Annotated in this window: 15 protein-coding genes; 2 read left to right on the top strand and 13 right to left on the bottom strand. The window is 71.2% G+C overall.

All coding sequences use genetic code 11. From position 1 onward, the window contains the following. Window positions 1–147 precede the first annotated feature (147 nt). Window positions 148–1,626, top strand: a complete 1,479-nt coding sequence (locus tag LVB77_RS01890; RefSeq protein WP_232908534.1) for an FAD-dependent oxidoreductase — start codon at window positions 148–150, stop codon at window positions 1,624–1,626. Window positions 1,627–1,752: 126 nt separating this feature from the next. Here the strand turns inward: LVB77_RS01890 and folE are convergent, their stop codons facing one another. The 10 genes from folE to LVB77_RS01840 form a co-directional block, all read right to left on the bottom strand. Continuing rightward, on the bottom strand, window positions 1,753–2,346 hold the full coding sequence (gene folE / locus LVB77_RS01885) for a GTP cyclohydrolase I FolE (protein ID WP_232908533.1): 594 nt from the start codon (window positions 2,344–2,346) through the stop codon (window positions 1,753–1,755). 87 nt (window positions 2,347–2,433) lie between these two features. Next, complete coding sequence (locus tag LVB77_RS01880) at window positions 2,434–4,167, bottom strand: diguanylate cyclase (protein WP_232908532.1); 1,734 nt, start codon at window positions 4,165–4,167, stop codon at window positions 2,434–2,436. Window positions 4,168–4,219: 52 nt separating this feature from the next. Continuing rightward, window positions 4,220–5,413: a 7TM-DISM domain-containing protein gene (locus LVB77_RS01875; RefSeq protein ID WP_232908531.1), complete on the bottom strand. Its 1,194-nt coding sequence runs from the start codon at window positions 5,411–5,413 to the stop codon at window positions 4,220–4,222. A 58-nt stretch (window positions 5,414–5,471) separates the two neighbouring features. Then, entirely contained in the window at window positions 5,472–6,677 is a 1,206-nt protein-coding gene (locus LVB77_RS01870) for a 7TM-DISM domain-containing protein (RefSeq protein ID WP_232908530.1), read from the bottom strand. 414 nt (window positions 6,678–7,091) lie between these two features. Next, window positions 7,092–8,552 (bottom strand): efflux transporter outer membrane subunit, encoded by a 1,461-nt coding sequence (locus tag LVB77_RS01865; RefSeq protein ID WP_232908529.1) that lies wholly within the window; start codon window positions 8,550–8,552, stop codon window positions 7,092–7,094. After that, window positions 8,546–9,283, bottom strand: coding sequence for an SDR family oxidoreductase (locus LVB77_RS01860; RefSeq protein WP_232908528.1), 738 nt, complete (start codon window positions 9,281–9,283; stop codon window positions 8,546–8,548). Before LVB77_RS01860 ends, LVB77_RS01865 begins: the two co-directional genes overlap by 7 nt. Before the next feature lie 100 nt (window positions 9,284–9,383). Further along, entirely contained in the window at window positions 9,384–12,548 is a 3,165-nt protein-coding gene (locus tag LVB77_RS01855; protein WP_232908527.1) for a multidrug efflux RND transporter permease subunit, read from the bottom strand. A gap of 228 nt (window positions 12,549–12,776) precedes the next feature. Beyond that, window positions 12,777–14,003 (bottom strand): efflux RND transporter periplasmic adaptor subunit, encoded by a 1,227-nt coding sequence (locus LVB77_RS01850; protein WP_232908526.1) that lies wholly within the window; start codon window positions 14,001–14,003, stop codon window positions 12,777–12,779. Next, window positions 14,000–14,944 carry an SDR family oxidoreductase gene (locus LVB77_RS01845; protein ID WP_232908525.1) on the bottom strand — a complete coding sequence of 315 codons (945 nt, stop codon included), beginning with the start codon at window positions 14,942–14,944 and terminating at the stop codon, window positions 14,000–14,002. Before LVB77_RS01845 ends, LVB77_RS01850 begins: the two co-directional genes overlap by 4 nt. Next, window positions 14,941–15,210 (bottom strand): DUF2798 domain-containing protein, encoded by a 270-nt coding sequence (locus LVB77_RS01840; RefSeq protein ID WP_232908524.1) that lies wholly within the window; start codon window positions 15,208–15,210, stop codon window positions 14,941–14,943. The genes LVB77_RS01845 and LVB77_RS01840 overlap by 4 nt, the downstream gene beginning before the upstream one ends. A gap of 168 nt (window positions 15,211–15,378) precedes the next feature. Between LVB77_RS01840 and LVB77_RS01835 the strand changes: the two genes are divergently transcribed. Beyond that, window positions 15,379–16,464, top strand: coding sequence for a LysR family transcriptional regulator (locus LVB77_RS01835; RefSeq protein WP_232908523.1), 1,086 nt, complete (start codon window positions 15,379–15,381; stop codon window positions 16,462–16,464). A gap of 173 nt (window positions 16,465–16,637) precedes the next feature. Here the strand turns inward: LVB77_RS01835 and recD are convergent, their stop codons facing one another. From recD to recC, 3 genes are read right to left on the bottom strand one after another with little or no spacing between them, the layout of a single operon-like run. Then, window positions 16,638–18,458 (bottom strand): exodeoxyribonuclease V subunit alpha, encoded by a 1,821-nt coding sequence (gene recD, locus LVB77_RS01830; RefSeq protein WP_232908522.1) that lies wholly within the window; start codon window positions 18,456–18,458, stop codon window positions 16,638–16,640. Continuing rightward, complete coding sequence (locus LVB77_RS01825) at window positions 18,455–22,087, bottom strand: exodeoxyribonuclease V subunit beta (RefSeq protein ID WP_232908521.1); 3,633 nt, start codon at window positions 22,085–22,087, stop codon at window positions 18,455–18,457. The genes recD and LVB77_RS01825 overlap by 4 nt, the downstream gene beginning before the upstream one ends. Further along, window positions 22,084–25,452, bottom strand: coding sequence for an exodeoxyribonuclease V subunit gamma (gene recC, locus LVB77_RS01820; RefSeq protein WP_232908520.1), 3,369 nt, complete (start codon window positions 25,450–25,452; stop codon window positions 22,084–22,086). Before recC ends, LVB77_RS01825 begins: the two co-directional genes overlap by 4 nt. Window positions 25,453–25,786 lie beyond the last annotated feature (334 nt).

The raw sequence follows: 25,786 nt of genomic DNA, 5'->3' as shown, positions 1-25,786 counted from the left end.
TTCGTTTGAAACCCGCACGTTTGAAACCCGCACACCTGAAACCCGCACCTTGCGCGGAAAACCGGTACCTCTCCCCCCTTTGAAAAAGGGGGGTTGGGGGGGATTTGCTTTTAGCGCGCGACCACGCAGCCAGCGGAGCCGGACCGAATGAGCAAGAAGCAAGTGTTCCAGTTCCGCGAAGCCCCGCGCGAGATGCCGGCGCGGATCCCGCTGGCGCTGCGTCAGGGCGGCGACTGGGGCGAGTTGTACGGGCGTTTCGGCGAGGCCGAGGCCAAGAAGCAGGCCGGCCGCTGCCTGGACTGCGGCAATCCCTATTGCGGCTGGGCCTGCCCGCTGCACAACTACATTCCCAACTGGCTGGAACTGGCGCGCGAAGGCCGCATCGACGAAGCCGCCGCGCTGTGCCACGAAACCAATCCGCTCCCGGAAATCTGCGGCCGCGTCTGCCCGCAGGACCGTCTGTGCGAGGGCAGCTGCACGCTCAACGACGGCTTCGGCGCGGTCACCATCGGCGCGGTCGAGAAGTACATCGTCGACAAGGCGCTCAGCGGCGGTTGGCGCCCCGACTTGTCGGCGGTGCAAGCGTCGGGACGGCGCGTGGCGGTGGTCGGCGCCGGTCCGGCCGGCCTGGCCTGCGCCGACCGGCTGGCGCGCGCGGGCGTGCAGGCGGTGGTGTTCGACCGCTACGAGGCCATCGGCGGCCTGCTGCAGTTCGGCATCCCCAGCTTCAAGCTGGAAAAGTCGGTGATCGCGACGCGGCGCGAGGTGCTGGAGGGCATGGGCGTGGAGTTCCGTCTCGGCGTCGAGATCGGGCGCGATATCGGCTTCGACGCGCTGCTGGCCGATTTCGACGCGGTGTTCCTGGGCCTGGGCAGCTACCGCTACACCGACGGCGGATTGCCGGGCCAGGATCTGCGCAACGTGCTGCCGGCGCTGCCGTTCCTGGTCCAGAACGGGCGCCTGGTGCAGGGCTCTAACGAAGGCCGCGCGATCGCCGGCTGGGAGGACCGCATCGACTTGCCCGACCTGCGCGGCAAGCGCGTGGTGGTGCTGGGCGGCGGCGACACCGGCATGGACTGCGTGCGCAGCGCGGTACGCCTGGGCGCGGCCGAGGTCAGCTGCGTGTACCGCCGCGACGAGGCCAACATGCCCGGCTCGACGCGCGAAGTGGCCAACGCGCGCGAGGAAGGCGTGCGCTTCCTGTTCAATCGCCAGCCCTTGGCCTTGCTGGGCGAAGGCGAAGTGAGCGGCGTGCGCGTGGCCGAGACGGTGTTGGGCGCGCCGGATGCGCGCGGGCGCCAGCGCGCGGAAATCGTGCCCGGCAGCGAGTCGGTGCTGGACGCGGACGTGGTGGTGATCGCGTTCGGCTTCCAGCCCGATCCGCCGGCCTGGCTGGGCGCGCACGGCATCGAACTGGAAAGCGACGGCCGCATCCGCGTGCCGAACAAGGGCGGCTGCAAGTCGCGCGGCGCGGCGGCGGCGGCTACGCGGCCGTATCAGACCACGCACCCGCGCGTGTTCGCCGGCGGCGACGGGGTGCGCGGCGCAGACCTGGTGGTGACGGCGGCGTACGAGGGCCGCGAGGCGGCGGCGGGGATCGTGGCGCTGCTGCGGTCTGGCAGCTAAGAGAAATCCCCCTGCCCCCTTTTTCAAAGGGGGGAATGCTTCAATGGGGATACAAAGCTTGCCGTCGCGACGTTGTGTTCCCCCCTTTGAAAAAAGGGGGGCTAGGGGGATTTGCTCCGCCCGCTCTTAGCGCCCCGGACCCACGTCGATAAACCGCAGGAACTCCGCGCGCGTGCGCGCGTCCTCGCGGAAGGTGCCGAGCATCTTCGAGGTGATCATGCTGACGCCGCGCTTGTGCACGCCGCGCGTGGTCATGCACTCGTGCGCGCCCTCGATCACCACGCCCACGCCCAACGGCTGCAGCACGTCCTGGATCGACTGCGCGATCTGCGCGGTCATCTTTTCCTGCACCTGGAAGCGGCGCGCATAGGTCTCGACCACGCGCGCGAGCTTGCTGATGCCCACGACCTTGCCGTTGGGCAGGTAGCCGACATGGGCCTTGCCGATGATCGGCGCCATGTGGTGCTCGCAGTGGCTTTCGAACTCGATGTCGCGCAACACGATCAGTTCGTCGTAGCCGGCCACTTCCTCGAAGGTGCGCGCCAGATACTCGCGCGGATCGTCGTCGTAGCCGCTGAACCAGTCGCCGTAGGCCTCGACCACGCGCTTGGGCGTGTCCAGCAGGCCCTCGCGGGCGGGGTCTTCGCCGGCCCAGGCCAACAGCGTGCGCACGGCCGACTCGGCCTGTTCGCGGGACGGCTTGTTCTTGTCGTCGGCCATGACGCAGCCTCAGCAATGGGGGATGGGCATCCTACTCCACTGCGCTCGGGCATCGGAAACACACAGCGTTCCGCCGACCGCGCGGCGTCAGCCCGGCTGCGGTTCCGGCGCCGCTGCCAGCGTCTGCGCGGGCGCGGCCGGCGCCACGCCGACGGTGTTGCGGCCGGCGCTGCGCGCGCCGAGCAGGGCGTGTTCGGCGCGGTCCAGCAGGCTCTGCACCGGCTCGCCGCGCTGCGCCATCGCCAGGCCGACGCTGGCGCTGACCGCGATCTCGTGGCCGTCGATGCGGAACGGGCGCTGGCTGAAGGCGTCGGCCAGGCGCCGGCCCAGCAGCTCGCAATCCACGCGCTCGCATTCGGCCACCACCGCGAAACTGTCGCCGTCCATGCGCGCGATGGTGTCGTCCGGGCGCAGCACCCCGCGGATGCGCGCCAGCGCCTGCTGCAACAGGGCGTCGCCGACGGTGCGGCCGTAGCGGGCGTTGATCTCGCCGAAGCCGTCCAGGTCCAGCAGCAGCAGGCCGTGGTGCTTCAGACCCAGGCTGCCCGGCGCCGACCAGGTTTCCAGCAGCAGACGCAGCGCCGAGGCGTTGAGGGTGCCGGTGAGTGGATCGCGGTCGCCGGACTGGCGCGCCAGCAGGGTCAGGCGATGGCGGTTGGCCGCGTGCTGGCTCAGCGCCAGCGCCAGCACGCCCGATTCCAGCACCGCCGCCAGCGCCAGGCCGCGGTCGGCCCATTCGGCGCGGCCGACGCCGAACGGATAGGCCGCCAGCACGCCCACGAACAGCAGCAGCGGCGTCCAGCCCAACAGGTAGTAGCCGGCGTAGGGCGCGCCGCGCCGCCAGGCCATGACCGCGGCGGAGAACATCAACGGAATGCCGACCAGCAGCAGGGCGTTGCCGCCGATGTACCAAAAGCCGTGCACGCGCTCGCGCAGCACGATCAGCACCGCCAGCCAGGCGATGTTGGCCCACTGCACCGTGCGCACCAGCAGCGCCAGGCGCGGCAGCAACCGCGGCAGCTCCAGGAAGCGCAGGCTGAAACCCAGCTGGAAGATCGTCGCCAGCGTCGCCAGGGTCCAGGTTACGGTCAGCCGGCCGTTGGCCAGACCCGACAGGCCCCACATCTCGGCCGCGTCGCCGGACACCAGCAGCAGATAGACCGCCGCGCAGGCCAGGTAGGCGCCGTAGGCCAGGTAGACCAGGTCGCGGAAGGCGTACCAGATCGCCACCATCGCCACCGCCATCAGCATCATCGCGGTGAAGGCGGCGACCATGAAGCGCGAATCGCCGCGCTCCTGGCGCGCCAGTTCGGGCACGGTCGCCAGCCGCAGGCTCAGCGCCTCGGCGGTGTTGCCGCCCACGCGCAGGTAGGCGACGTCGCCGCGGGTCCAGCCGTTGGGTAGCGGCAGCACCCAGCCGCGGCGCAGCAGCACCGGGCCGCCGTTCTCGGCGTCGTTGACGATGCGCGGCGGCGCGCCCGGCGGGTAGTAGGTGACCGGTCCGCGCGCACGCGCGCCGCGCAGCACCAGCAGGCGGCTTTCGCTGGCGGCGATGTCGCGGTCGGTGGTCAGGCGGATCCAATAGCCGGCGTCGCGCCGCGGCATGGTCAGGTAGACCAGATCGTCCGGGCCCTGCGCGAGCGAGCGCGCGCTCACCGGCGCCGACGACGGCGGACCGTCCAGCTCGCCCTCGGTCAGCAGCAGCTCGGCCTTCAGCGCCTGCGCCGCGGCCGGCGCGCTGAGCGCGCAGGCGAACGCCAACGCCAGCACCAGTCCGGCGGCTCTCCAGATCGCGCGCATCCCAGGGTTCCCCAGCAGCATGGGCGGAGTCTAGCGCCTACGCGCGCGCTCGGCCGTACCGCGCGTTCGCGGGTCAGCGCACCGGACGGTCCGCCGACGGCCCGGCCTGCGCACGCCGCTGGCGGTGCGCCGCGCGCTGGGTCAGCGCGATCATCAGCACGCCGGTCTCCATCACCACCGCCAGCAACAGCCCGCGCTCGGTCAGCAGGGAGTTGCCGAAGCCGAAGGTCTTGGCCGCCAGCAGGCCGGCGAACAGCATCAGCGGCGTCCAGCCGACCAGGTAATAGCCGGCGTACTCGGCGCCGCGCCGCCAGGCCGCGATCGCGGCGTAGACGATGATCGGAATGGCCAGCAGCAACAGGCCGTTGCCGGCCATGAACCAGTATTGGTAAACGTAGTCGAAGGCCAGCGCCAACACCGCCAGCGCGATCGCGTTGGCCCATACGATCGCGCGCAAGGCCGTCGCCGCGCGCGACACCAGGCGCGGCAGGTCGAGGAAGCGCACGGTGAAGGCGAGCTGGCACATGGTGGTCAGCGTGGCGACGAACCACGGCACGCCGTCGCGCTGCATCGCCGAGCCGAACCACTCGGCCGGCACCTTGACCCAGGCCGTCATCATCAGCAGGTACACCGACAGGCAGGTCATGTAGGCGCAGTAGTACAGGTACACCGGATCGCGCGACACCAGCCAGAAGCGACCGACCACCAGGGTCATCACCAGCATCAGCGCATACACGACGATGGCGAAGCGGCGGTCGCTTTCCAGCTCCCGCATCAGCACGTCGCGACTGGCCACGCTGACGTCGACGGTGGTGTCGAAGCGCGTGGCGATGCGTGCGTAGGCCGCATCGCCCGCGCGCCAGCGCGCTTCCAGCGGCAGCGCCCAGCCGCGCCGCAGCAGCTTGGGGCCGTCCTCGCGCGCGTAGCCCACCAGCGATATCTGCGCCGAACCGGGCGGGTAGTAACCGATGAAGCCGTAGGCGCGCGCGCTGCGCATCACGATCACGTGCGGGTTGGCCGCGTCGAGGTCGCGATCGATCCTGATACGCAGCCAATGCCCCGGGTCGCGGCGCGCCAGCACGATGCGTACCGGCGCGGCGGGGGCCGCGGCGGTCCAGCGTTGGGCGGCGGCGGCTTCGTCCGGACGCGCCCAGCTGCGGCCATCCGCGTCCAGGCGTTCGACCGTCAGCGTCTGCGCGGGCGCGGCGAACGCGCTCAGCAACGCGATCGCCAACGCGAGCCATCGTGCCGCCCACACCTTGCGCATGCCCCGTTACCGTTCCTTCGTGTCCCTTCAGTCTAACGGCCGCGGCCGAATTCGGGGGTTAGGCCGGCTCGCGGCGCAGCATGCGATGCCGGTGGTGCCGCGCGGCACGCTGGGTCAGCGCCATGACCAACACGCCCGACTCCAGCACCACGGCCAGAATCAAGCCGTATTCGGTCCATTCGACCGAGCCCCAACCCAGGGTCTTGGCCGCGAGCATGCCGGCGAAGGCCATCAGCGGCGTCCAGCCCAGCAGGTAGTAGCCGGCGAATTCGGCGCCGCGCCGCAAGGCCACCACGGCCGCATAGATCAGCAGCGGAATCGCGGCCAGCAACAGCAGATTGCCGCCGATGTACCAGTAGACGTAGATGCGCTCGAACGCCGCCGCCAGCACCAGCAGCCACAGCAGATTCAGCCACATGATCGCGCGCAGGATCTTGGCGGTCCGCGGCAGCCAGCGCGGCAAATCGAGGAAGCGCAGGGTGAAGCCGATCTGGAAAACGGTGGCCAGAGTCGCCGCGGCCCAAGGCACGCCGTTGACGCGCGCCGGCTCGCTCATCCAGTGCTCGGGCACGCCGACCCAGCCCGACATCACCAGCATGTAGGCGGAGATGCAGATCAAGTAGCCGCAGTAGTACAGGTACACCGCTTCGCGATTGACCGCCCACAGTCCGGCGATGAACAGCGTCATCAGCAGCAGCGCCGAGTAGGCCGCGATGGTGAAGCGGCGGTTGCTCAGGCGCTGGCGCGCCACCTCGGCGCGGGTGGTGAAGTCGATGCTCAGCGCGCTGGAAATCCGGCCCTGTATCCGCACGTACGCGATGTCGCCGCGCTTGAAGCCCTGCCGCAACGGCAGCTCCCAGCCCTGCTGCAGCAGCATGGTGCCGTCGTTGTCCAGAGAGCTGACCAAGACCGCGCGCGTGGCGCCGGGCGGGTAGTAGGCCAGCGCGCCGAACGCGCGCGCGCCGCCGATCGAGATCACCAGCTCTTCATCGGCGGCGATGTCGCGATCGACGCTCAGGCGCAGCCAATGACCGCCGGACTGCCGTGGCAGGTCCAGGCGAATGGGCGCGCCGTTGCGGTCGCCGCTCCAGCGCGCGGCCACGGCGGCCTGCGGCGGCGGCGGCGGCGTGTCCAGCGACGACGGTTGCGGGCCTTCTACGCGCAGCCATTCGACGCTCAGGGTCTGCGCATGGCCCGGCGGACAGAACAGGCCGGCCAGCGCGATCAGCAGCGCGTATCCCGCCAGGCTCCAGGTGCTGCGCATGCGTTCGCGTTCCCGCCGTTATCGTGGCGGAAAGTCTATCGCCTGCGCGCGCGGGGAAAAAAGAAAACCGACGGGACGTGAGCGGCGCATGCGAGGGGGAGGGACCTGCGCCGCCCGCCGACCCGCCGGCGGGAAAGAGGTGGAACCTCAGCGATGCGGGGCCGAACTGACGGTCGGCACCGCACCCGGGACGAGGTTCCACCGATCGAAAACCATGGAGTCGAAAGCGATCGACACATCCGGATCAGGCCGGCGCCGCGAACGCGGAACGATCCCGCGCTGCGGCCCGGCCGCTCGCGTGGATTCGGAGCGAGTCCTCATCCGCGCGCCGTGGGTAAAACCGGCCCGCCACCAGGAGGCGGGCCGTGCGACGGCCGGGCCGACCGCCGCAAAACACCTGCAAACCAGCGGACCTCAGCGCGAGGCCACGTCTTCGCGCAGCGGAACGCGCGAGGACCAGCCGCCGGCCAGGGCCTTGTACAGCGCGACCGCGCCGGTGACGCTGCGGGTGCGGCCGTCGGCAAAGGCGTCCTGCGCCTGCAGACGGGTGCGCTCGGCGTCCAGCACTTCGAACAGGTCGGCCGCACCGGCCTCGTAACGCACGCGCGCCAGCTGCGCCGCCTTGGCGCTGTCGACCGCGGCGCGTTCCAGATGGCCGTCTTCGATGCGCGCGCGCCCGTAACGCACCAGGGCGTTCTCGGCGTCTTCCAGCGCCAGCAGCACGGTCTGCTGGTAGCGCGCGAGTTCGCCGGCGGCGTCGGCATCGCTGGCGGCGATGCGCGCGCGCACGCGGCCGATGTCCAGGAACGACCAGTCGATGCCCAGCGCGACCAGACGGGTCTCGCTGGCGCGCTCGAACAGGGCGCTGCTGTCGATCGCCTGGCTGCCGATCAGCCCGCCCAGGGTGAAGCGCGGGAACAGATCGGCGGTGGCCACGCCGATGCGCGCGGTGGACGCGTGCAGGCGGTGCTCGGCGGCGGCGACGTCGGGGCGGCGGCGCAGCAGATCGCCGGGCGTGCCCGCGTCCAGCAGCGCCGGCAGGGCCGGCAGCGGCTGCTGCGGTTCGAGCTGGGCGATCAGGGCGTCGGGCGTGCGACCGGTCAGCACCGCCAGGCGGTGCATGGCGACGGCGACCTGGGCCTCCAGCGCCGGCACCCGCGACAGCGTGGCTTCGAGCTGCGCGCGCGCGCGCGAGGTGTCGAACTCGGTGCCGCGGCCGGCGCTGAAGCGCGCGTCGACCAGGCGCAGGGTCTCGCGCTGGTTGTCGGCGTTCTCGCGCGCCACGCGCAGGCGTTCCTGCAGGCCGCGCAGTTCGACGTAACCGCTGGCGACCTCGCCGACGATCGTCACCTGCAGCGCCTGCAGATCGGCCGCGCTGGCCCAGGTATCGGCGCGCTGAGCCTCGACGTTGCGGCGCACGCGGCCCCACACGTCCAGTTCCCAGCTGGCGTTGACGCCGGCGCTGTAGCTTTCGTTGTCGCGCGCTTCGCGGGCCACGCCCGGCAGCTGGTCGCTGCTGGAACGCGCGTCCTGCGCGTTGGCGCTGGCGGTCAGGGTCGGGAAGCGGTCGAACTTGGCGCCGCGCAGCAGGGCATTGGCGCGGTCGTAGCGCGACAGCGCGATGCGCAGATCGTGGTTGGCCGACAGCGCGTCCTCGACCAGTTGGGTCAGCATGGCGTCGTTGAAGCCGCGCCAGAATTCGACGTCGGCTTGCGGGCTCGCGGTTTCGGTGGCCGCGTTCGCGACGGCGGCGGTTTCGCCGGCGTGCGCGAACGCGTCCGGCGTGGCCAGGGTCGGGCGCACGTAGTCGGGGCCGACCGCGCACGCGCTCAACAGCGCGGCGGCGACGCCGAGTACCAGGGTACGGATCACCATGGCAGGGATTCCTCGAAGTGGAAGTAGCCGCCGTTGGGGCCGGCATCGTCGATCAGGGCCAGACGCACGCTGGTGCGCGCGCCCTCGGCGACGCTGAGATCGCCCTGCGCGTTCATGTCGGTGAGCACCGATCCGGGGTGGATGGTGTTGACCTTGTGCGGGGTCTCGCGCAGCTCGTAGGCCAGGTGCGCGGTCCACGCGTTCACCGCGGTCTTGGAGACGTTGTAGGCCGGCACCTTGTAGTGGTAGATCGGAGAGGCCGGGTCCTGGTGCAGCGCGATCGAGCCCAGAATGCTGGACACGTTGACGATGCGCGCGGCCGGCGCCTTGTGCAGCAGCGGCAGGAAGGCCTGGGTGGTGGCGATCAGGCCGAACAGGTTGGTGTTGAACGTGCCCAGCCAGACGTCCAGGCTCTGCTGCGAAGGCTTGAGCGCGCCGTCGTCGCGGAACACGCCGGCGTTATTGACCAGGATGTCGAGGCGGCCGTGCTTGCTGGCGACTTCCTCGGCGGCGGCGGCGATGGAGCTGTCGCTGGTGACGTCCAGCGCGATGGCTTCCACCGGCAGGCCTTCGGCCTGCAGCTGCAGTGCGGCCTCGACGGCCTTGCCGCGGTCGCGGCCGGCCAGCAGCACGTGCACGCCTTCGCTGGCGAGCTGGCGCACGGTCTCCAGACCGATGCCGCGGGTGGCGCCGGTGACCAGCGCGATCTTGGAAGCGTGTGGATTAGCCATGGGAGATTTCCTTGATTCGTGGGGGACGGACCGCAGCGGGTCCGGCGACCTGGCGGCGGAACCCTCCACCGCCAGGCCTTGCATCGTGGGCGTGCGCCGATCAGGCATGCGCGGCGGCGTGGTCGGCCGAGTGGTTCACCAGCGGCTTGCTGCCGGCCAGCTTGCGCAGGGCGACGTAGAACACCGGCGTCAGGAACAGGCCGAACAAGGTCACGCCGAGCATGCCGGCGAACACGGTGATGCCGGTGACCGAGCGGATTTCCGCGCCGGCGCCGTGCGAGAGCACCAGCGGCACGGTGCCGGCGATGAACGCGATCGAGGTCATCACGATCGGGCGCAGACGCAGGCGGCAGGCTTCCAGCGCCGACTCGATGATGCCCTTGCCCTGCAGTTCCAGTTCGCGGGCGAACTCGACGATCAAGATCGCGTTCTTACAGGCCAGGCCCATCAGCACGACCAGGCCGACCTGCACGAACACGTTGTTGTCGCCGCCGGTCAGCCACACGCCCAGCAACGCCGACAGCATGCACATCGGCACGATCAGGATCACCGCCAGCGGCAGGGTCCAGCTTTCGTACAGCGCGGCCAGCACCAGGAACGCGAGCAGGATGGCCAGCGGGAACACGATCAGCGCGGCATTGCCCTGGCTGGCCTGCTGGTAGCTCAGGTCGGTCCATTCGATTTCCATGCCGTGCGGCAGCACCTTGGCGGCCACGTCCTTGACCACGTCCATCGCCTGGGCGGAGGACATGATGCGCGGATCGACGTCGCCGGCGATGTCGGCGGCCGGGTAGCCGTTGTAGCGCAGCACCGGGTCGGGGCCGTAAGTCTGCTTGACGCTGACCATCGAACCGATCGGCACCATCTCGCCGCGGTCGTTGCGGGTGCGCAGGTTGGCGATGTCCTCGACGCTGTCGCGGAACGAACCGTCGGCCTGGGCGATGACCTGCCAGGTACGGCCGAACTGGTTGAAGTCGTTGACGTAGGCCGAGCCCAGGTAGGTCTGCAAGGTGTCGAACAACTCGGTCAGCGGCACGCCCTGCGCCTTGGCCTTGACGCGGTCGACTTCGGCGTCGAGCTGCGGCACGTTGGCCTGGTAGGTGCTGTTGGCGTAGCCCATGCCCGGGGTCTGCATCACCGTGCCCTGGAACGCGCTGACCGCGTTCTGCAGCGCGCCGTAACCCAGGTTGCTGCGGTCCTCGATGAACATCTGGTAGCCGGCGCCGTTGCCCAGGCCGAGGATCGGCGGCGGCATCAGGGCGAAGGTGAAGCCCTCCTGGAAGCCGCCGATCTTCTGGTTGAGCTCGGCGGTGATTTCCACCGCGCTGCGGCTGCGCTCGCTGAAGGGCTTCAGCGGCAGGAACGCCACGCCGGTGTTGGGCGTGTTGGTGAACTGCACCGCGTTCAGGCCGGGGAAGGCCATGGTGTTCTGCACGCCGTCGATCTTGCCGGCGATGTCGGTCACCTTCTTCAGCAGGGCGTCGGTGCGCGCGATCGACGAGCCTTCCGGCAATTTCACCGCCGCGATCAGGTACAGCTTGTCCTGCAGCGGGATGAAGCCGGCCGGCACGATCTTGAACATGAAGCCGGTGGCGATCAGCAGCACCGCGTACACCACGAACACCGCGCCGCGCTTGCCCAGGGTGCGCTTGACCGCGCCCTGGTACTTGTTGGAGCTGGACGCGAAGAAGCGGTTGAACGGACGGAACAGCCAGCCGAACAGACGGTCGATCAGACGCGTCGGCGCATCCTTGGGCGCGCTGTGCGGACGCAGCAGGCGCGCGGCCAGGGCCGGCGACAAGGTCAGCGAGTTGATCGCCGAGATCACCGTCGAGATGGCGATGGTCACCGCGAACTGCTTGTAGAACTGACCGGTCACGCCCGACAGGAACGCCATCGGCACGAACACCGCGCACAGCACCAGCGCGATCGCGACGATCGGGCCGGACACTTCCTTCATCGCCTGGTGCGCCGCGGCCAGCGGCGTCAGGCCTTCCTCGATGTTGCGCTCGACGTTTTCCACCACCACGATCGCGTCGTCGACCACGATGCCGATCGCCAACACCAGGCCGAACAGGGTCAGGGTGTTGATCGAGAAGCCCAGCAGGTACAGCGCGGCGAAGGTGCCCACCACCGAGACCGGAACGGCCAGCAGCGGGATGATCGAGGCGCGCCAGGTCTGCAGGAACAGGATCACCACCAGCACCACCAGCGCGATCGCCTCAAGCAAGGTCGTGACCACGGCCTTGATCGAGTCGCGCACGAAGATGGTGGTGTCGTAGACGGCTTCGTACTTGATGCCTTCCGGGAAGCTCTTGGCGATGCGATCCATGTTCGCGATCACCTGCTCCTGGATCTCCAGCGCGTTGGCGCCCGGCGACTGGAAGATACCGATGCCGACCGCGTTCTTGCCGTCCAGCTGCGAACGCAGGCTGTAGTCGCCGGCGCCCAGTTCCAGACGGGCGACGTCGGACAGACGCACGATTTCGCCATCGCTGCCGCTCTTGACCACGATGTTGCCGAACTCTTCCTCGCTCTGCAGACGGCCCTTGGCGTTGATCAGGGTCAGGAAGTCGCTGTTGGGCATGGGCTCGGCGCCGAGCTGGCCGGCCGAGACCTGCACGTTCTGCTCGCGCATCGCGCGCAGCACGTCGCTGGCGGTCAGGCCGCGCGAGGCGATCTTGTCCGGGTCCAGCCACACGCGCATGGCGTAGTCGCCGCCGCCGAAGATCTGCGCGTCGCCCACGCCCTGCAGGCGCGCCAGGGAATCCTTGACGTGCAGGCGGGCGTAGTTGCGCAGGTACAGCGTGTCGTACTTGCCGTTGGGCGAGGTCAGGTGCACCACCATCAGGAACACCGGCGCCTGCTTCTGGGTCGTCACGCCTTGCCGGCGCACGTCCTCGGGCAGACGCGCCAGCGCCTGGCTGACGCGGTTCTGCACGCGCACCGCCGCGTCGTCGGGGTCGGTGCCGGGGCGGAAGGTGACGGTGATCGCCAGCACGCCGTCGGAACCGGCGACCGACTTGATGTACATCATGTCCTCGACGCCGTTGATCGCTTCTTCCAGCGGCGTGGCGACGGTTTCGGCGATGACTTTGGGGTTGGCGCCCGGATACACCGTGCGCACCATCACCGACGGCGGTACGACTTCGGGATATTCGCTGATCGGCAGGATCGGTATCGCGATCAGGCCGGCAGCGAAGATCACGATCGACAGCACGGCGGCGAAGATCGGCCGATCGATGAAAAATTTGGAAAAGTCCATAACGGATTCCTTGGTGCGGCCTTAGCCGCATGAGTCCCCGGCCGTCGCCATGGCGACGGCCTTGATTGCGGAAACCTTCGAGTGCGCCCGGCGTTCGTTGCCCGTTCCCGTGCAAGCCGGAACGAGCGACATCGAGCGTTCTCGCCCGAAGAGCCCTGGATCCCCGCCTTCGCGGGGATGACGGATCGGGGCCTTCGGAGGATCCCAGGGTTCAGCGTGTCGTTTCGATCACTTGGCCCCGGCGGTGCTGGCGACGGGCTGGCCCGGCACCGGCGCCGGCGCGCCCATCGCGATGGTCTTCGGAGCCACCGGCGCGCCGGGGAAGAAGATCTTCTGCACGCCGTGCACGATCACCTTGTCGTTCGGCGCCAGGCCCGACTGGACCACGCGCAGACCGTCGATCATGCGGCCCAGCACCACGTCCTTGCGCACCGCCTCGCTCTTGGCGCCCAGCACGTAGACGTACTTGCGGTCCTGGTCGGTGAGCACGGCCTTGTCGTCGATCAGCATGGCCTTGAAGTCGCCGCTGCCTTCCAGCTGGATGCGCGCGAACATGCCCGGCGTGAACTGGCGGTCCGGGTTGGCCACCACCGCGCGGGCGCGGATCGTGCCCGTGGTCGGATCGACCTGGTTGTCGGTGAAGTCGACCGCGCCTTCGTGCGGGTAGCCGGTTTCGCTGGCCAGGCCGACGCGGACCGGGTTCTTGTTGTCGGCGCGCTCGCCCTTGCGGGCCAGATCGTTGTAGCGCGAGTAGGTCTGCTCGTCGCTTTCGAAGTAGACGTACATCGGATCCTGCGAGACCAGGGTGGTCAGCAGGGTCTGATCGGCCTGGGCCAGGTTGCCGACGGTGATCAGCGCGCGACCGGCGCGGCCGCTGATCGGCGCGCGCACTTCGGTGAAGGTCAGGTCGAGCTGGGCCGAGGCCACCGCGGCTTCGGCGGCGCGCACGCCGGCGTTGCCCTGGGTGGTCGCGGCGCGGCGGGTCTCGAACTCTTCGCGCGAGATCGCCTTGGCCTCGACCAGGGTCTGGGCGCGCTGGTCCTGGGTCTGGGCCAGGCGCGCTTCGGCGCGCGCGCGTTCCAGTTGGGCCTGGGCGCGGTTGAGCTCGGCGCGGTAGCGGCGCTGGTCGATCACGAACAGCAGATCGCCCTTCTTGACCTCCTGGCCTTCCTTATAGGCGACGCGTTCGACGTAGCCGCTGACGCGCGGGCGCAGTTCGACCGATTCCACCGCCGCGACGCGGCCGGTGAATTCGTCCCACTGACGGACCTGCTTGCTCAGCACCTGGGCCACGCTGACTTCGGCCGGCGGCGGCATGCCGGCGGCTTCGCCTTCGGCGGCCTGACTGCCGCAGCCGGCCATCGCCAGCGCAATGACGACGCTCGCGGCCAGCGCGAGTACGGGGAGCCCGGGGCCGGCGCGGCCGGAGCGGGCGAGGACTTTGCGGGGGCTCATTGTGGGGAGGGTTCCTGGTTGGTTTTCGAAGTAGTGATCGCTTTCAGCAGTGCGCGCGCGTCTTGCAGACAGCGTTGCGCCTTGGCGTCGGATGGGCTATCCGGATCTTGCGTAGACGTGGCGGGCGTCGCCTGGGTGGTCGTGGCGGCTGGCTGGGCGCGCGCGGGCGTAGCCGCGTGCGGCGGGGGTTCGCGGTCGATGTCGTCCGACAGGTCGACCGCGTAGGACGGCAGCGCGCCCGGCCCGGGCGCGCGCGCGTAAGTGACGACGGCGCGCGGCGGTTCGCTGCGCAGCTCGGCCTGTTCGATCAGGGCCAACGCGCGCTGTCCGATCGACAGGGCGCTGGGCCATTCCGGGCAGGCGTGGCAATCGTTGAGTTCGGTGCGCACCGGCATGTCGACCGCGAGCAGCTGCACGCGCACCGACATCTGCCGGGCCTCGTCGTGCAGCACGCGCGCCAGCATGCGCAGGGCGGCGGCGCCGATCGAACGGTGGCCGTAACCGGCCCAGGGGTGTTCGCTGCCCGGGCCGCCGATCAGCACGTAGCTGCCGCCGCGGTCGCCCTCGGCGAGCAGGGGCAGCAGGTGGCGGGCGGCGGCCAGGTGCGGCAACAGGTCTTCGTCGAGCTTGCGGCGCAGGAACGCGGCAGGGTGATCGAGCAGGCGGCCGCGCTCGTTGCTGCCGCAGACCGCGGCGACCACGCCGGCCAGCGGGCGCCCGAGCTTGCGCAGCGCGCGCGCGAGCTTGGCGCCGTCGGCGTCGCTGGCGACCGAGCCGCTGAGCACGGTCAGGTCGGCCTCGGGGTAGGCCGCCGCCAACAACTTGAGCTCGCGGCCGCCACGGGCCACCGCGATCACCGGCCAGCCGGCCTTGACCGCGGCGCGGACCACGCCGCGGCCGACGCCGCCGGTAGCGCCCAGGATCACCAAGGGGGACTTCATTGTCCCGCTCCCGGGATTTTTTCTCCCATCAGCGGGACGGTTTCGTGACGCGTGTGGCGGGACAGCAGGGCGCCGACCGCGGGCAGCACCAGCATCGCGGTCGGCAGCGCGACCGTGAAGGCCAGCACCCAGGCCAGCATCCAGGCTTCCTCGGTGCCTTCGGCCAGGCCCTGGCGGAAGACAATGGCGGCCAGCACGATCAAGGCTGACATCGCTATCATCATCAGCGGCAGGAAGGCGAGGCGGGCTTGGCGGGCGGTCAACATGGCGGCGGCAGGGGGTTCCGGGTGTGCGGCAAAGATTAGGCGCACGAATGGCACTTGATTAGCCGTTGATTCAGGGAATAATTGTCCCGACATCGGGCTAATGCCCGGCTCGGCTCCCCCGCCAGTCCCGAGACGGCCCTCCCGTCATCCCTATATCCGGAGTCCCCCATGGCCCGCGATCTCAACGACACCCTGATCTTCGTCAAGGTGGTCGAGCACGGCAGCTTCATTTCCGCGGCGCGCGCGCTGCGGCTTCCCAAGACCACGGTCAGCCGCAAGGTGCAGGACCTGGAAACGCGCCTGGGCGCGCAGCTGCTGCATCGCACGACCCGCAAGCTCGGCCTGACCGAGGCCGGCAACATCTACTTCGAACACTGCCAGCGCATCGCGCGCGAGCTGGACGAAGCCGAAAGCGCGGTCGGCCAGCTGCAGGGCGGTCCGCGCGGCTGGCTGCGTTTCACCGCGCCGTATTCGGTCGGCATCACCTGGATCGCGCCGTTGCTGGGCGAGTTCCACGCCCGCCATCCGGAAGTGCGGCTGGAGATGCTGCTGACCAACGAGCCGCTGGACCTGATCGACAAGGAAATCGACGTCGCCCTGCGCGTGGGGGAACTGCCCGATTCCAACCTGATCGCGCGCCGCCTGGCGGTGTTCCGCACCCAGGTCTACGCCAGCCCGAACTACCTGGCGCGCCACGGCGAGCCGCTGCATCCGGACGATCTGCAGCACCACCGCACCCTGGCGATGCAGAAGTCGCGGCGCAACGGCGCCTACGTGTGGACGCTCAGCGACGGCGACCGCAGCATCGACTACCGCGTCGATCCGGTGCTGGTGGCCAACGACCCGGGCGCGCTCAAGGGCGCGTTGCTGTGCGGCGAAGGCCTGATGCTGGCCAGCGACGTCACGGTCAAGGCCTACGCCGAGCAGGGCTACGTGCAGCGCGTGCTGGCCGGTTGGACCGGGCCGGAGATGGACTTCAACGCGGTGTTCCCGCGCGGCCAGGTGCAGTCGCCGAAGGTGCGCGCCTTCGTCGACTTCCTGGTCGAACGCCTGAACTTCGACGCCGACTACATGCAGGTGCTGTGCCCGGACCGCCAGCGCTTCCGCAAGGCCTCCGAGGACGCCTCGGCGGCGATCGCGGCCGAGTTGGCCAAGGTCGCCAAGCAGCGGCCGGGCAAGGTGTCGCCGGAGGTGGAGGTCGATGCGATCGTGGCCAATGCGCGCCACGATAGTGAGGATGCGGAGCTGGCTTAGCGCTGGCTTCGCGCGATGGTGCGCGGATACCGACCGTGTCCGCCATGCGTCGGGGGATGCAGCGCCGAAGGCGCTAATGCCGTTGCTCGCAATTCGCCCGTTGCGAAGTTCGTCGCAGCCGCATTGCCGCGGTCGCGGCTCGCGCCGCTCCTGCCCCAAAGCCGCGATGCGCCTCAGCGCAGCCGCGCCGCCAGTCCCGACACCCGCATCGCGTGGCGCGACAGCGCCGCGCGCAGCACCGGTTCGCTCGCGCACAGCGTCAGCTCGCGGCGCGCGCGGGTCATGCCGGTGTACAGCAATTCGCGCGACAGGCTGCGCGCGTCCAGGCGCGGCAGCTGCAGCCACACGCGGTCGAACTCCGAACCCTGCGACTTGTGCACCGTCATCGCGAACGCACCCGCGTGCGCAGGCAGCGCGGCGGGGTAATAGCCGCGCACGCCTTCGCTGCCACCGGCGAACCAGACGATGCTGCCTTCGTTACCCTCGCCCGCGCGCAGGCAGACGCCGATGTCGCCGTTGAACAGGCCGTGGCGGTAACTGTTCTCGGTGATCAACAACAGACGGCCATGGAAATAGGCCGGCCGGTAGCTGCCGGCCAGCGCCTCCTCGATGCGCGCGTTCAAGGGCGCCGCACCCTGCGGGCCGTCGCGCAGCGCGGTCAGCAGGCGCACACGGCCGGCCAGCGTCAAGGCCTGGGCGGGATCGTCGACCGCGGCCAAGGCACGCCAATCGGCGAGCAGGCGTTCGCGGCCGGTGCCGGACAAGGGATCGATCGCATCCTCGTGGAAGTGCACGCCGCGCAGCGATCCCTCGCGCAGCAGCGCCAGCGCCGAATCGGCGTCGCCAGCGCGCGTGGCCTCGGCCAGCGGCGCCAGATCCAGCGTATCGGCCTGCCGGTAGCCGCGCCACAGGTGCACGCGGTGGCCGGCCAGCGGCGCGGCGTCGGCGGGCGCGACCGGGCCGGCGCCTAGCAGAGGCCGCAGCGCCAGTTCGATCGCGGCCGGCAGCGCGTCGTCCTCGCCGGCGGCGTCGACGATCGCGGCCAGCACGTCGCCGGCCTCCACCGACGGCAGCTGATCGCGGTCGCCCAGCAGGATCAGGCGTGCGCCGTCGGGCACGGCCTCGACCAGCTTGCACATCAGCGGCAGATCGACCATCGACGCTTCGTCGATCACCACCGCATCGAAGGGCAGCGGATCGCGCGCGTCGTGACGGAAACGCGGACTGTCGGGCAGGCTGCCGAGCAGGCGGTGCAAGGTGCGCGCCTCCATCGGCAGCGCCTGGCACCAGCGCGGATCGACGCCGGGCACCAGGCTCAACGCGGCGGCGGCCGCGCGCAGGCTTTCGGCCATGCGCTCGGCGGCGCGGCCGGTCGGCGCGGCCAGGGCGATGCGCGGCGGCGGCGCGCCGTGCTGCCAGGCCTGGGCGATCAACAGCAGCAACAGGCGTGCGACCGTGCTGGTCTTGCCGGTGCCGGGGCCGCCGGTGACCAGCAGCAGCGAGCGCGCCAACGCCAGCGCGGCCGCGCGCGCCTGGCGATCGCCGTCGCGCGCTTGCGGGAACAAAGCCTCAAACAGCGGCGCCAGCGCGGCGCTGTCGGCCGGCGGCGGCGACTGCGCCGCCAGCGCGCGCAGACGCGCGGCCAGGCGGCGTTCGTATTCGCGGTAGCGGCGCAGATACAGCAGACCGCGTTCCAGCACCAAGGGTGCGCTCGGATCGGCCGCGCCTTCGTCGGCCGGTTGCGAGACCCAACGCGAATGGCGCAAGGCGGCCAGCCATTGCGCGGGCTCGACCAACACCGCCGCGCGCACGTCTTCGTTGGGCTGCGCGGCCTCGAATGCGGCATGGCCGTCGGCGATCGCGCGCGCCGCCAGCGCCGCGCCCACCTGCACCAGCTCCGGCGTGGCCGGATCCAGGCGCCGCAAGGACTGCGCCAGCGCATGGTCGACGCTGCGCACCAGGCCGCGCCGCAGCAGGGCGTCGACCAGGCTCATGGCGCGGCCCCCGCGTCGCCGCCGAACAAGGCGTCCAGCGCTTCGACCAAGGCCTGCGGCGGTCGTTCGGCATGGATGCCGTCGCCTTCGTTGTCGCCGCGCATCGGATCCAGGCCGCGGCAGAACAGATAACGCGTGCCGCCGAAGTCGCGCGCGTAGTCGTAATCCGCGCCGAGGCGGAAACGCAGCCAGCGGTGCAGGGCCAGGGTGTAGATCAGCGACTGCAGGGTGTATTCGCTGTCGTCCATCGCGCGCTCGATCGCGGCGGCGTCGTAGGACGGCAGGCGGTTGGTCTTGTAGTCGAGCAGGTAGTAGCGGCCCTCGTGCAGGTAGACCAGGTCGATCTTGCCGGTCATCAGGCCGTCCAGACGGCGCCGCTGGCCGAAGGCCTGGCGCGCGCGCAGCCAGCCGTGCGCATGCAGCAGGGCCAGCAGCTGCGCGGTGGAGGCGTCGTTGAGGGCGAAATGGAATTCCATCTCGGCGCGCAACGCCGACGGCGGCAGATCGGCCAGGCGCGTGCCCTCGGGCAGGGCCGCGGTAAGCGTCGCGCCGACCAGGCGGGCCAGGGTGTCCAGGCCGCCGCCGTCGATGTCCAGATCGGTGTAGCCCTGTTCGCGCATGGCCCGGCGCAGTTCGCCGTCCTGCCCCTCCGGCACCTGTCCGTAGCGCCGCCAGTTCGCCCAGGCGGCGAAATCGCAGCGCTCCAGGGCGGTGTGCACGGCGTTGCCGAAACGGCTGCCGGAGAAGCGCAGTTCCATCACATCGATCGGCTGTTCGTCGGGCGCGGGCAGCGGCAACGGCTCGGGCTCGTCCTGCGCGCCGCGCTCGTCGACGACGCGCTGGCCGGCGTCTTCGCGGGTGAGCTGGGTGAAGCTGTGCACCCACCAGTCGCGCGACAGGCCGCGCCGCACGCTGCGCGCCGGCGGCACGATACCGGGCGAGAGCGGACTCAGCGGCGCGGGCCACGCGTCCACCGGGCCGTCCTCGACGACGATGTCGCCGACTTCGCCGGTGATCAGCGCGGCCGGATCGTCGAGCATCGGCGCCAGCGGCGTCGAGGCGCCCAGGTACAGCGGCCCGGTCGCCAGCCACAGCGCGTGGCGGGCGCGGGTCAGGCCGACGTAGAGCAGGCGCGCGTCCTCGGCCGCGGCCTCGCGTTGCGCGCGCGCGCGCGCCTCGGTCCAGGCCGGCGTGGCGGCGTCGTCGTGCTCGCCTTCCAGCTGCAGCACGCGGCCGTCGTCGTCGGGGTATTCGCAATGGCGGCCGCCGCGCGGCTCGCGACCGATCGCCGCGAACGGCAGGAACACCAGGCCGAACTCCAGGCCCTTGCTCTTGTGCAGGGTCAGGATCTGCACACGGCGCGCGTCGGATTCCAGGCGCAGCTGCTGTTGCTCGTCGTTGTCGTCGGCCTCGGCGATGCGCAGGCGCAGCCAGTCGACCAGGCCGTGCAGGCCCAGCGCCTGCGCGTCGGCTTCCTGCAGCGCTTCGCCCAGTTGCAGCAGATTGGTCAGGCGACGCTCGCCGTCGCCCAACGCGAGCAGGCGCGGCGCCTGCTGCGCGCACAGATCGGCGACCAGCGCCAGCGGGCCGTGGCGCTGCCAGCGCTCGCGCCATTCCAATGCGTGCAGCTGCCATTCGCGCTGCCAGGCGTCTTCCGCGTCCAGGCGCGCGATCGCGTTCGCATCCAGCCCCAGGAACACGCTGGCCAGCGCGCCGCGCAGGCGGCCGTTGTCGCCGGGCTGCAGCAGCGCCTCGAACAAGGCCAGCAGCTCCAGCGCCTGCTCGGTCGCGAACACGCTCTGGCGGCCGGCGGCCACGGCGGGGATACCGGCGGCGACCAGCGCGCGCTGCATGCGCGCGGCTTCGTCGTGGCTGCGTACCAGCACGGCGATGTCGGCCGGCTGCAGTTCGCGGCCGTCGACGCGCGCCTGGCCGTTGCGGGCGTCGGCGAGCCAGCCGTGGATGGCGGCCACGCAGGCGCGTGTGGCCAGTTCGCGCGACTCCGGTGCGCTCCACAGCGCCTGCTTGCGGCCGTCGTCGGGCGCGGACAGGCGGCGCAGGGTCAGCGCGGGGGCGGGCCGCCCGCCGCGTTGCAGGGCCTCGTCGGCGACGCGGCCGCCGGGCTCGACGGACAGGAAGCGGATGCGCGCATCGACGAAGGCCTCGGCGCCCGCGCGTCGGTACAAGGCATCGACCGCGCGCAGCAGCGACGGCCGCGAACGGAAATTGCGCTGCAGCGGCGGCGCGCGCCGCGCGCGATCGGCGGCGCCCAGGTAGGTGTGCACGTCGCCGCCGCGGAAACCGTAGATCGCCTGCTTGGGATCGCCGATCACGAACAGACTGCCGCCGTCGTCGCGGCTGCGCGGTCCGAACACGCGCTCGAAGATCGCCCATTGGCGCGCGTCGGTGTCCTGGAACTCGTCGACCAGCGCCACCGCGTACTGCGCGCGCAGACGCGCGACCAGGGCCGACGCATGCGGGCCGTCCAGGGCCTGCGCCACGCCCTCGATGAGGTCGTCGTAGGTCTGCACGCGACGCACTCGTTTGAGCTCGGCCAGCCGCGCGGCGGCCTCCTCGCGCACGCGATGGACCAGGGCCAGGCCCTGCGCGTCCAGCCAGCGCGCGCGCATGGCAGCAGCGTCGAGGTATTCGGCGATCGCGACGAACAGCGGCGACGTCGGCGTCTGCTTGCCCTTGTTGGTGCGGTTGAGCAGCGCCTCCGGCGTCATGCGCTCGATGCGCGGCTCGATCGCCGCACCGGCATCGCCGTTCGCGCACCAGCGCGCCAGCGCGTCGCGCAAGGCGCCGGGCAGTTCGGCGCGCCAGGTCTGGCCGTTGAGCGCCTTGGCCGCGATCGCCGCGTCCAGGTCGGCGAAGGCTTGGACACCGTGCAGCCGGTAGGCCTCGCACACGGCCGCGGCGCGCGCCTGCAGCAGCGGCAGCGGATCGGGCGCGGGCGCCGGCACCGGTGGTTTCAGTCGCGGTGCGCGCAGCAGCGCGCCCAGGTCGGCGGCCAGCGCCGCGGGCCCGGCGGGCCAGCGCGCCTGCAGCAATTGCGCGGCGACCGCGTCGGTGCCCAGCGCGCGCCACAGGTCCACCGCGACTTCTTCGCGCAACTCGCGGTCGCTGCCGATCATCTCCGGCGCCACGAAGGCCTGGCCGGTTTCCAGGGCGTGTTCGGCGAGCACGCGCGCGCAGAAGCCGTGGATGGTGACCACCGCGGCCAGGTCGATTTCGTCCGCGGCGCGCGTCAGACGCGCCTGCACCGCCGCCGGCGCTTCCTGCGCCGAACGCGCGCGGATCAGCGCACGCGTGAGCGCGCGTTCGCCGTCGTCCTCGTGCTCGGGCAAGGTGCCGGCGGCGATGTCCTTGGCCAGGCGCAGGCGCGTGCGCAGGCGCGCGCGCAGCTCCTGGGTGGCGAAGTCGGTGAAGGTCACCGCCAGGATCTGGCTCACGCGCAGTCCGCGCTCGATCACCAGCCGCGCGACCAGGGTCGCCAGGGTGTAGGTCTTGCCGGTGCCGGCGCTGGCCTCGATCAGATGCAGGCCGTGCAGCGGCAGGCTCAGGTAGGGGTCGTCGACGACGGCCGGCGCCGGATCGTCGAACAGGTCGCGCATGCGCTCGCTCATGGCGCGGCCTCCTCGCTGCGCGCGTGCACGACCGCGTCGAACACCAGGCGCGCGATGGCGCGGAACTCTTCGCCCAGCTCGTCGCCCGCCGCGCCCGCGGCGTCGAAAGGATCGCGGCCGCGCAGGGCCAGGCGCGCGCCGCTGGCGTCGGCCTCGCTCCAGCTGTGGCTGCCGCCGTGCCATTGTGCGGCGGCCTGATTCCAGCCGTCGCGGCCTTCGGCGTCGGCGGCGTACCACAGCCAGCCGGCGCGCGGCAGGAACGGCAGCGGCATGCGCAGACCGTGCGCGCGCAGGCGCAGCAACGCGTCCAGCGCGGCGCGCGCGCGCGCGGGTGCGGCCGCTGCGCGCAGGTTCGGTCCCACGCCGCCGCCGGCTTCGGCGAACTGCGCCAACGGGCGCGCATCGCCCAGCGCCGAGGACACCAGCCAGTCCAGGCCGTGCGCGATCTGCGCCGGTCCGTGCAATTTGCCGAAGCGCAGCCGCGCCAGGCCGGCGGGATAGAGATCGTCGATGCGCCCGTGCAACAGCGCGCCGCCCACCTCGAGTTCGAAACGCTGCGACTGCGACTGCTGCCGATCGCGCCACTGCGCGAACGCGTCGGCGTAGGGCCGCACCTCGGCCAGCACGCTGTCGAGCTGGCGCCGCCCCAGCGGGCCGGACGGCAGCAGCGCGCGTGCGCGCAGATGGGCGTGCAGATCGTCCGCGCGGCCGTCGAGCAGCGCCTGGTACACCGCCTGCTGCAGTTGCTGACGCTGCAGGCCGCGGCCCGGCAACAGCAGCGGCTCGACATCGTCGACGGCGGCGCCCGGATCGGGCAGGCGCAAGTTGAGACCCTGGCGCAGGAAGGCGCCGGGCGGATCGCGCAGGAACGCGCGCAGATCGGCCAGCGCGATGCGCGGCGGGCCGCCCGCTGCGACCGTGGACGCATCCTCGATGGGCGCGGGCAACATCACGCCTTGCGCCCAGGGCGTCGGTTCGTGGCGCTCGCCGGCACCGGCCTGCGCGGCCGGCCGCCATTCGGCGCGATAGCTGTAGCGGCGCGGCTCGGGGCCGTCGCCGACGCCGTCGCCGGCGCCGAACGCGGCCGGCGAGAACGGCTGCAGCGGTTCGCGCACGGTCAATGCCGCGCGCGCGTCCGGCGCCTGGTGATAGCGCGCCGCCGCGTCCAGCAGGTCGGCCACCAGCGCCGACGGTTCGCGCAGGCTGCCGTCGCGCGGATCGGCGCCCAGGTAGCTCAGGTACAGGACGTCGGACGCGGCCACGAACAACTGCAGGAACAAGAACCGATCGTCCTCGCGCAGCGAGCGGTCGCCATGGCGGCGCGCGGCCGTGCCCAGTTCGGCGGCGAGGCGGTTGAGGCCGCCGACCGGATCGCGACGCGGGTAGTCGCCGTCGTTCATGCCCAGCAGGCAGATGGCGCGGAACGGGATCAGGCGCATCGGCACCATGCGCCCGAAGCTGACGCCGCCGGTGAGCAGCGGCGCGCGCGTGTCGGCATCGGCGAGCGCGGCGCGAAAATGCGCGCGCACCACTTCGGCCGGCACCGGCGCGTCGAAACCGGCCTGCTCGGCCTCGCGCGCGAAACTTTCCACCAGCAGACGCAGGCGCTCCAGGGTGCGTTGGTCGCCGCCGTCGCGCGGGCGCCGCGGCAGCAAAGCCTGCAACAGGCCCAGCAGGCGGTCGCGCCATTCCGACGGCGTCATCGCCGCGCCCAGCGCGCGTTCGTTGCGCGCCAGCACGCGCAGCAGACGGATCAATGCATCCAACGCATCCAGCGCGCTGCCTTCCAGCTCGGTGTAGGGCGCGACGCCGGCGATGTCCTCGTCGCCGCCGCTGGCGTGGCCGATCAGCAGGCGGTCCAAGGCGTAGCGCCAGGTGTAGGCGTCGTCGGCCGGGGCCTGATGGCGCGCGCGATGGGCGTCGTCGATGCCCCAGCGCGCGCCGGCCTCGTGCAGCCAGGCGTGCAGGCGTTCCAGCGCTGGCGCGTCCAGGTCGGCGGCGTCGGCGATCGCCGGCGCGGCCAGCAGATCGAGAATTTCGCTGAGGCCGAAACGCGACACCGGCAACGCGAGCAGGCGCAGGAACACGTCGGCCAGCGGTTCGGCCGCCAGCGGGCTGACGTCGGCCAGCGCGTAGGGGATGAAACCCGGACGCCCGGCCAGGCCGCCGAACACCGCGGCGATGTGCGGCGCGTAGGGATCGATGTCGGGCGCCAGCACGGCGATCTCGCGCGGCTGTAACGGCGGATCGAAGCGCGGGTCTTCCAGCAGGCCGCGCAGTTGGTCGTGCAGCACCTGCACTTCGCGCAGACGGGTGTGGCAGGCGTGCACCTGCAGACTGGGATCGCTGCGATCCACCTGGCTGCGCCAGGCCGGCGAGGGCGGCGCGCGCCGATGCAGCAGGTCGCGCTGCAGTCGCTTGAGCAGGCTGTCGCGGGCGGGGTCGTCGTGGGGATCGGCTTCGGGATCGGCGTAAGCGGCGATCTCGCCCGAGGGGTGGACCACCTCGTAGCCGCCCAGCACCGCCATGAAATCGCGCCCGGCCGCGCCCCAGGCGATCAGCAGCGGATTGTCTTCCTCGTCCTCGGCCGCGATGCCGTTCTCGTCCAGGCGCCGGCGCTCGGCGTAGGTCGTCAGGTCGCCCCAGTATTTGCGGGTCGGCGTGGGCAGATAGAAATGCAGCACGCCGGCGCGCGCCTGGGTGGCGATCACGCGCAGCACGTCGGGCGAGACGTTGAGCGTGGCGAACGCGAACAGGCGCGGCGGCAGGCCCTGCGGCGTGTCCGGGCCGTCGCTGCCGAACCGGGCCAGGTAATCGCCGATGCGGCGCGCGCGGTACAGGCGGCCGCCGGCGACCCGGCGCCACAGCGCGGCCTGGGCGTCGTCGCGCTGCTGGCCCGCGTCCCAGGCCAGCAGCCAGTCGCGGCGCCAGGCCTGGTACTTCTCGAACAGGGCCGCCAACTCGCCGGCCAGCGACCAGGGCTTGAGCGGATCGGCGCCCGACAGATAGGCGCGCAGCTCGGCCAGGGCCGGCTCGCGCAGCGCGGCCGGGTGCGAGAGTTCCTTATAGAGGCGCCAGCGCAGCGCCTCGGCGCCGATGTCGTCCTCCGCGCCGGGCACGTTGGCGTCGAGCACGTGCTTGACGAACTCGCCCGGGGTCGGGAATTCCAGATTGGCGGCGATGCCGTAGGTCTGCGCCAGCGTGGCCTGCAGCCAGCGTCGCATCGCCACCTGCGGGATCAGCACCACGTCCGGCGCCAGCGCCGATTGCCCTGGCGCGGGCGTGCGCAGCTCCTGCGCCAGCAATCCGGCCAGCACGTCCAGCGCATTGGAGTGGTAGAGGCGGAAGTCGGGACGGCCGGGCATCGCGACATCTTGCCGGAATCGGGATTTGGGGAGCGGGAATGAACGCTGGCCATTGCGGCGAAGAGGAGCGGAAAGCGCAGGAAGCACCACGACCCAGCGCTCTATCGATTCGTCGTCGCCGCGCAGGCGGGGATCCAGTGACCGGGTCGGCCTGCGACCGTCGAGAGTCGCCGTAGCGCCGTGCGGACCCGCGCAGACTCGGCGGTCCGCTCCCGCACGCGCCGAAGTCCCTGGATCCGCCGGCACGCCGCGTCCACCCAACCGCGCTTAAAACCTTCTTAATCCGGCCCCGACAGCATCCGACGACACGATCGCGACGCGTCCGGCGTAGCGT

The sequence above is a fragment of the Lysobacter sp. 5GHs7-4 genome, from assembly GCF_021284765.1.
Classification (GTDB): domain Bacteria; phylum Pseudomonadota; class Gammaproteobacteria; order Xanthomonadales; family Xanthomonadaceae; genus Lysobacter.
Note: the sequence above shows the minus strand (reverse complement) of the source record. Positions and strands in the feature narration are given on the sequence as shown.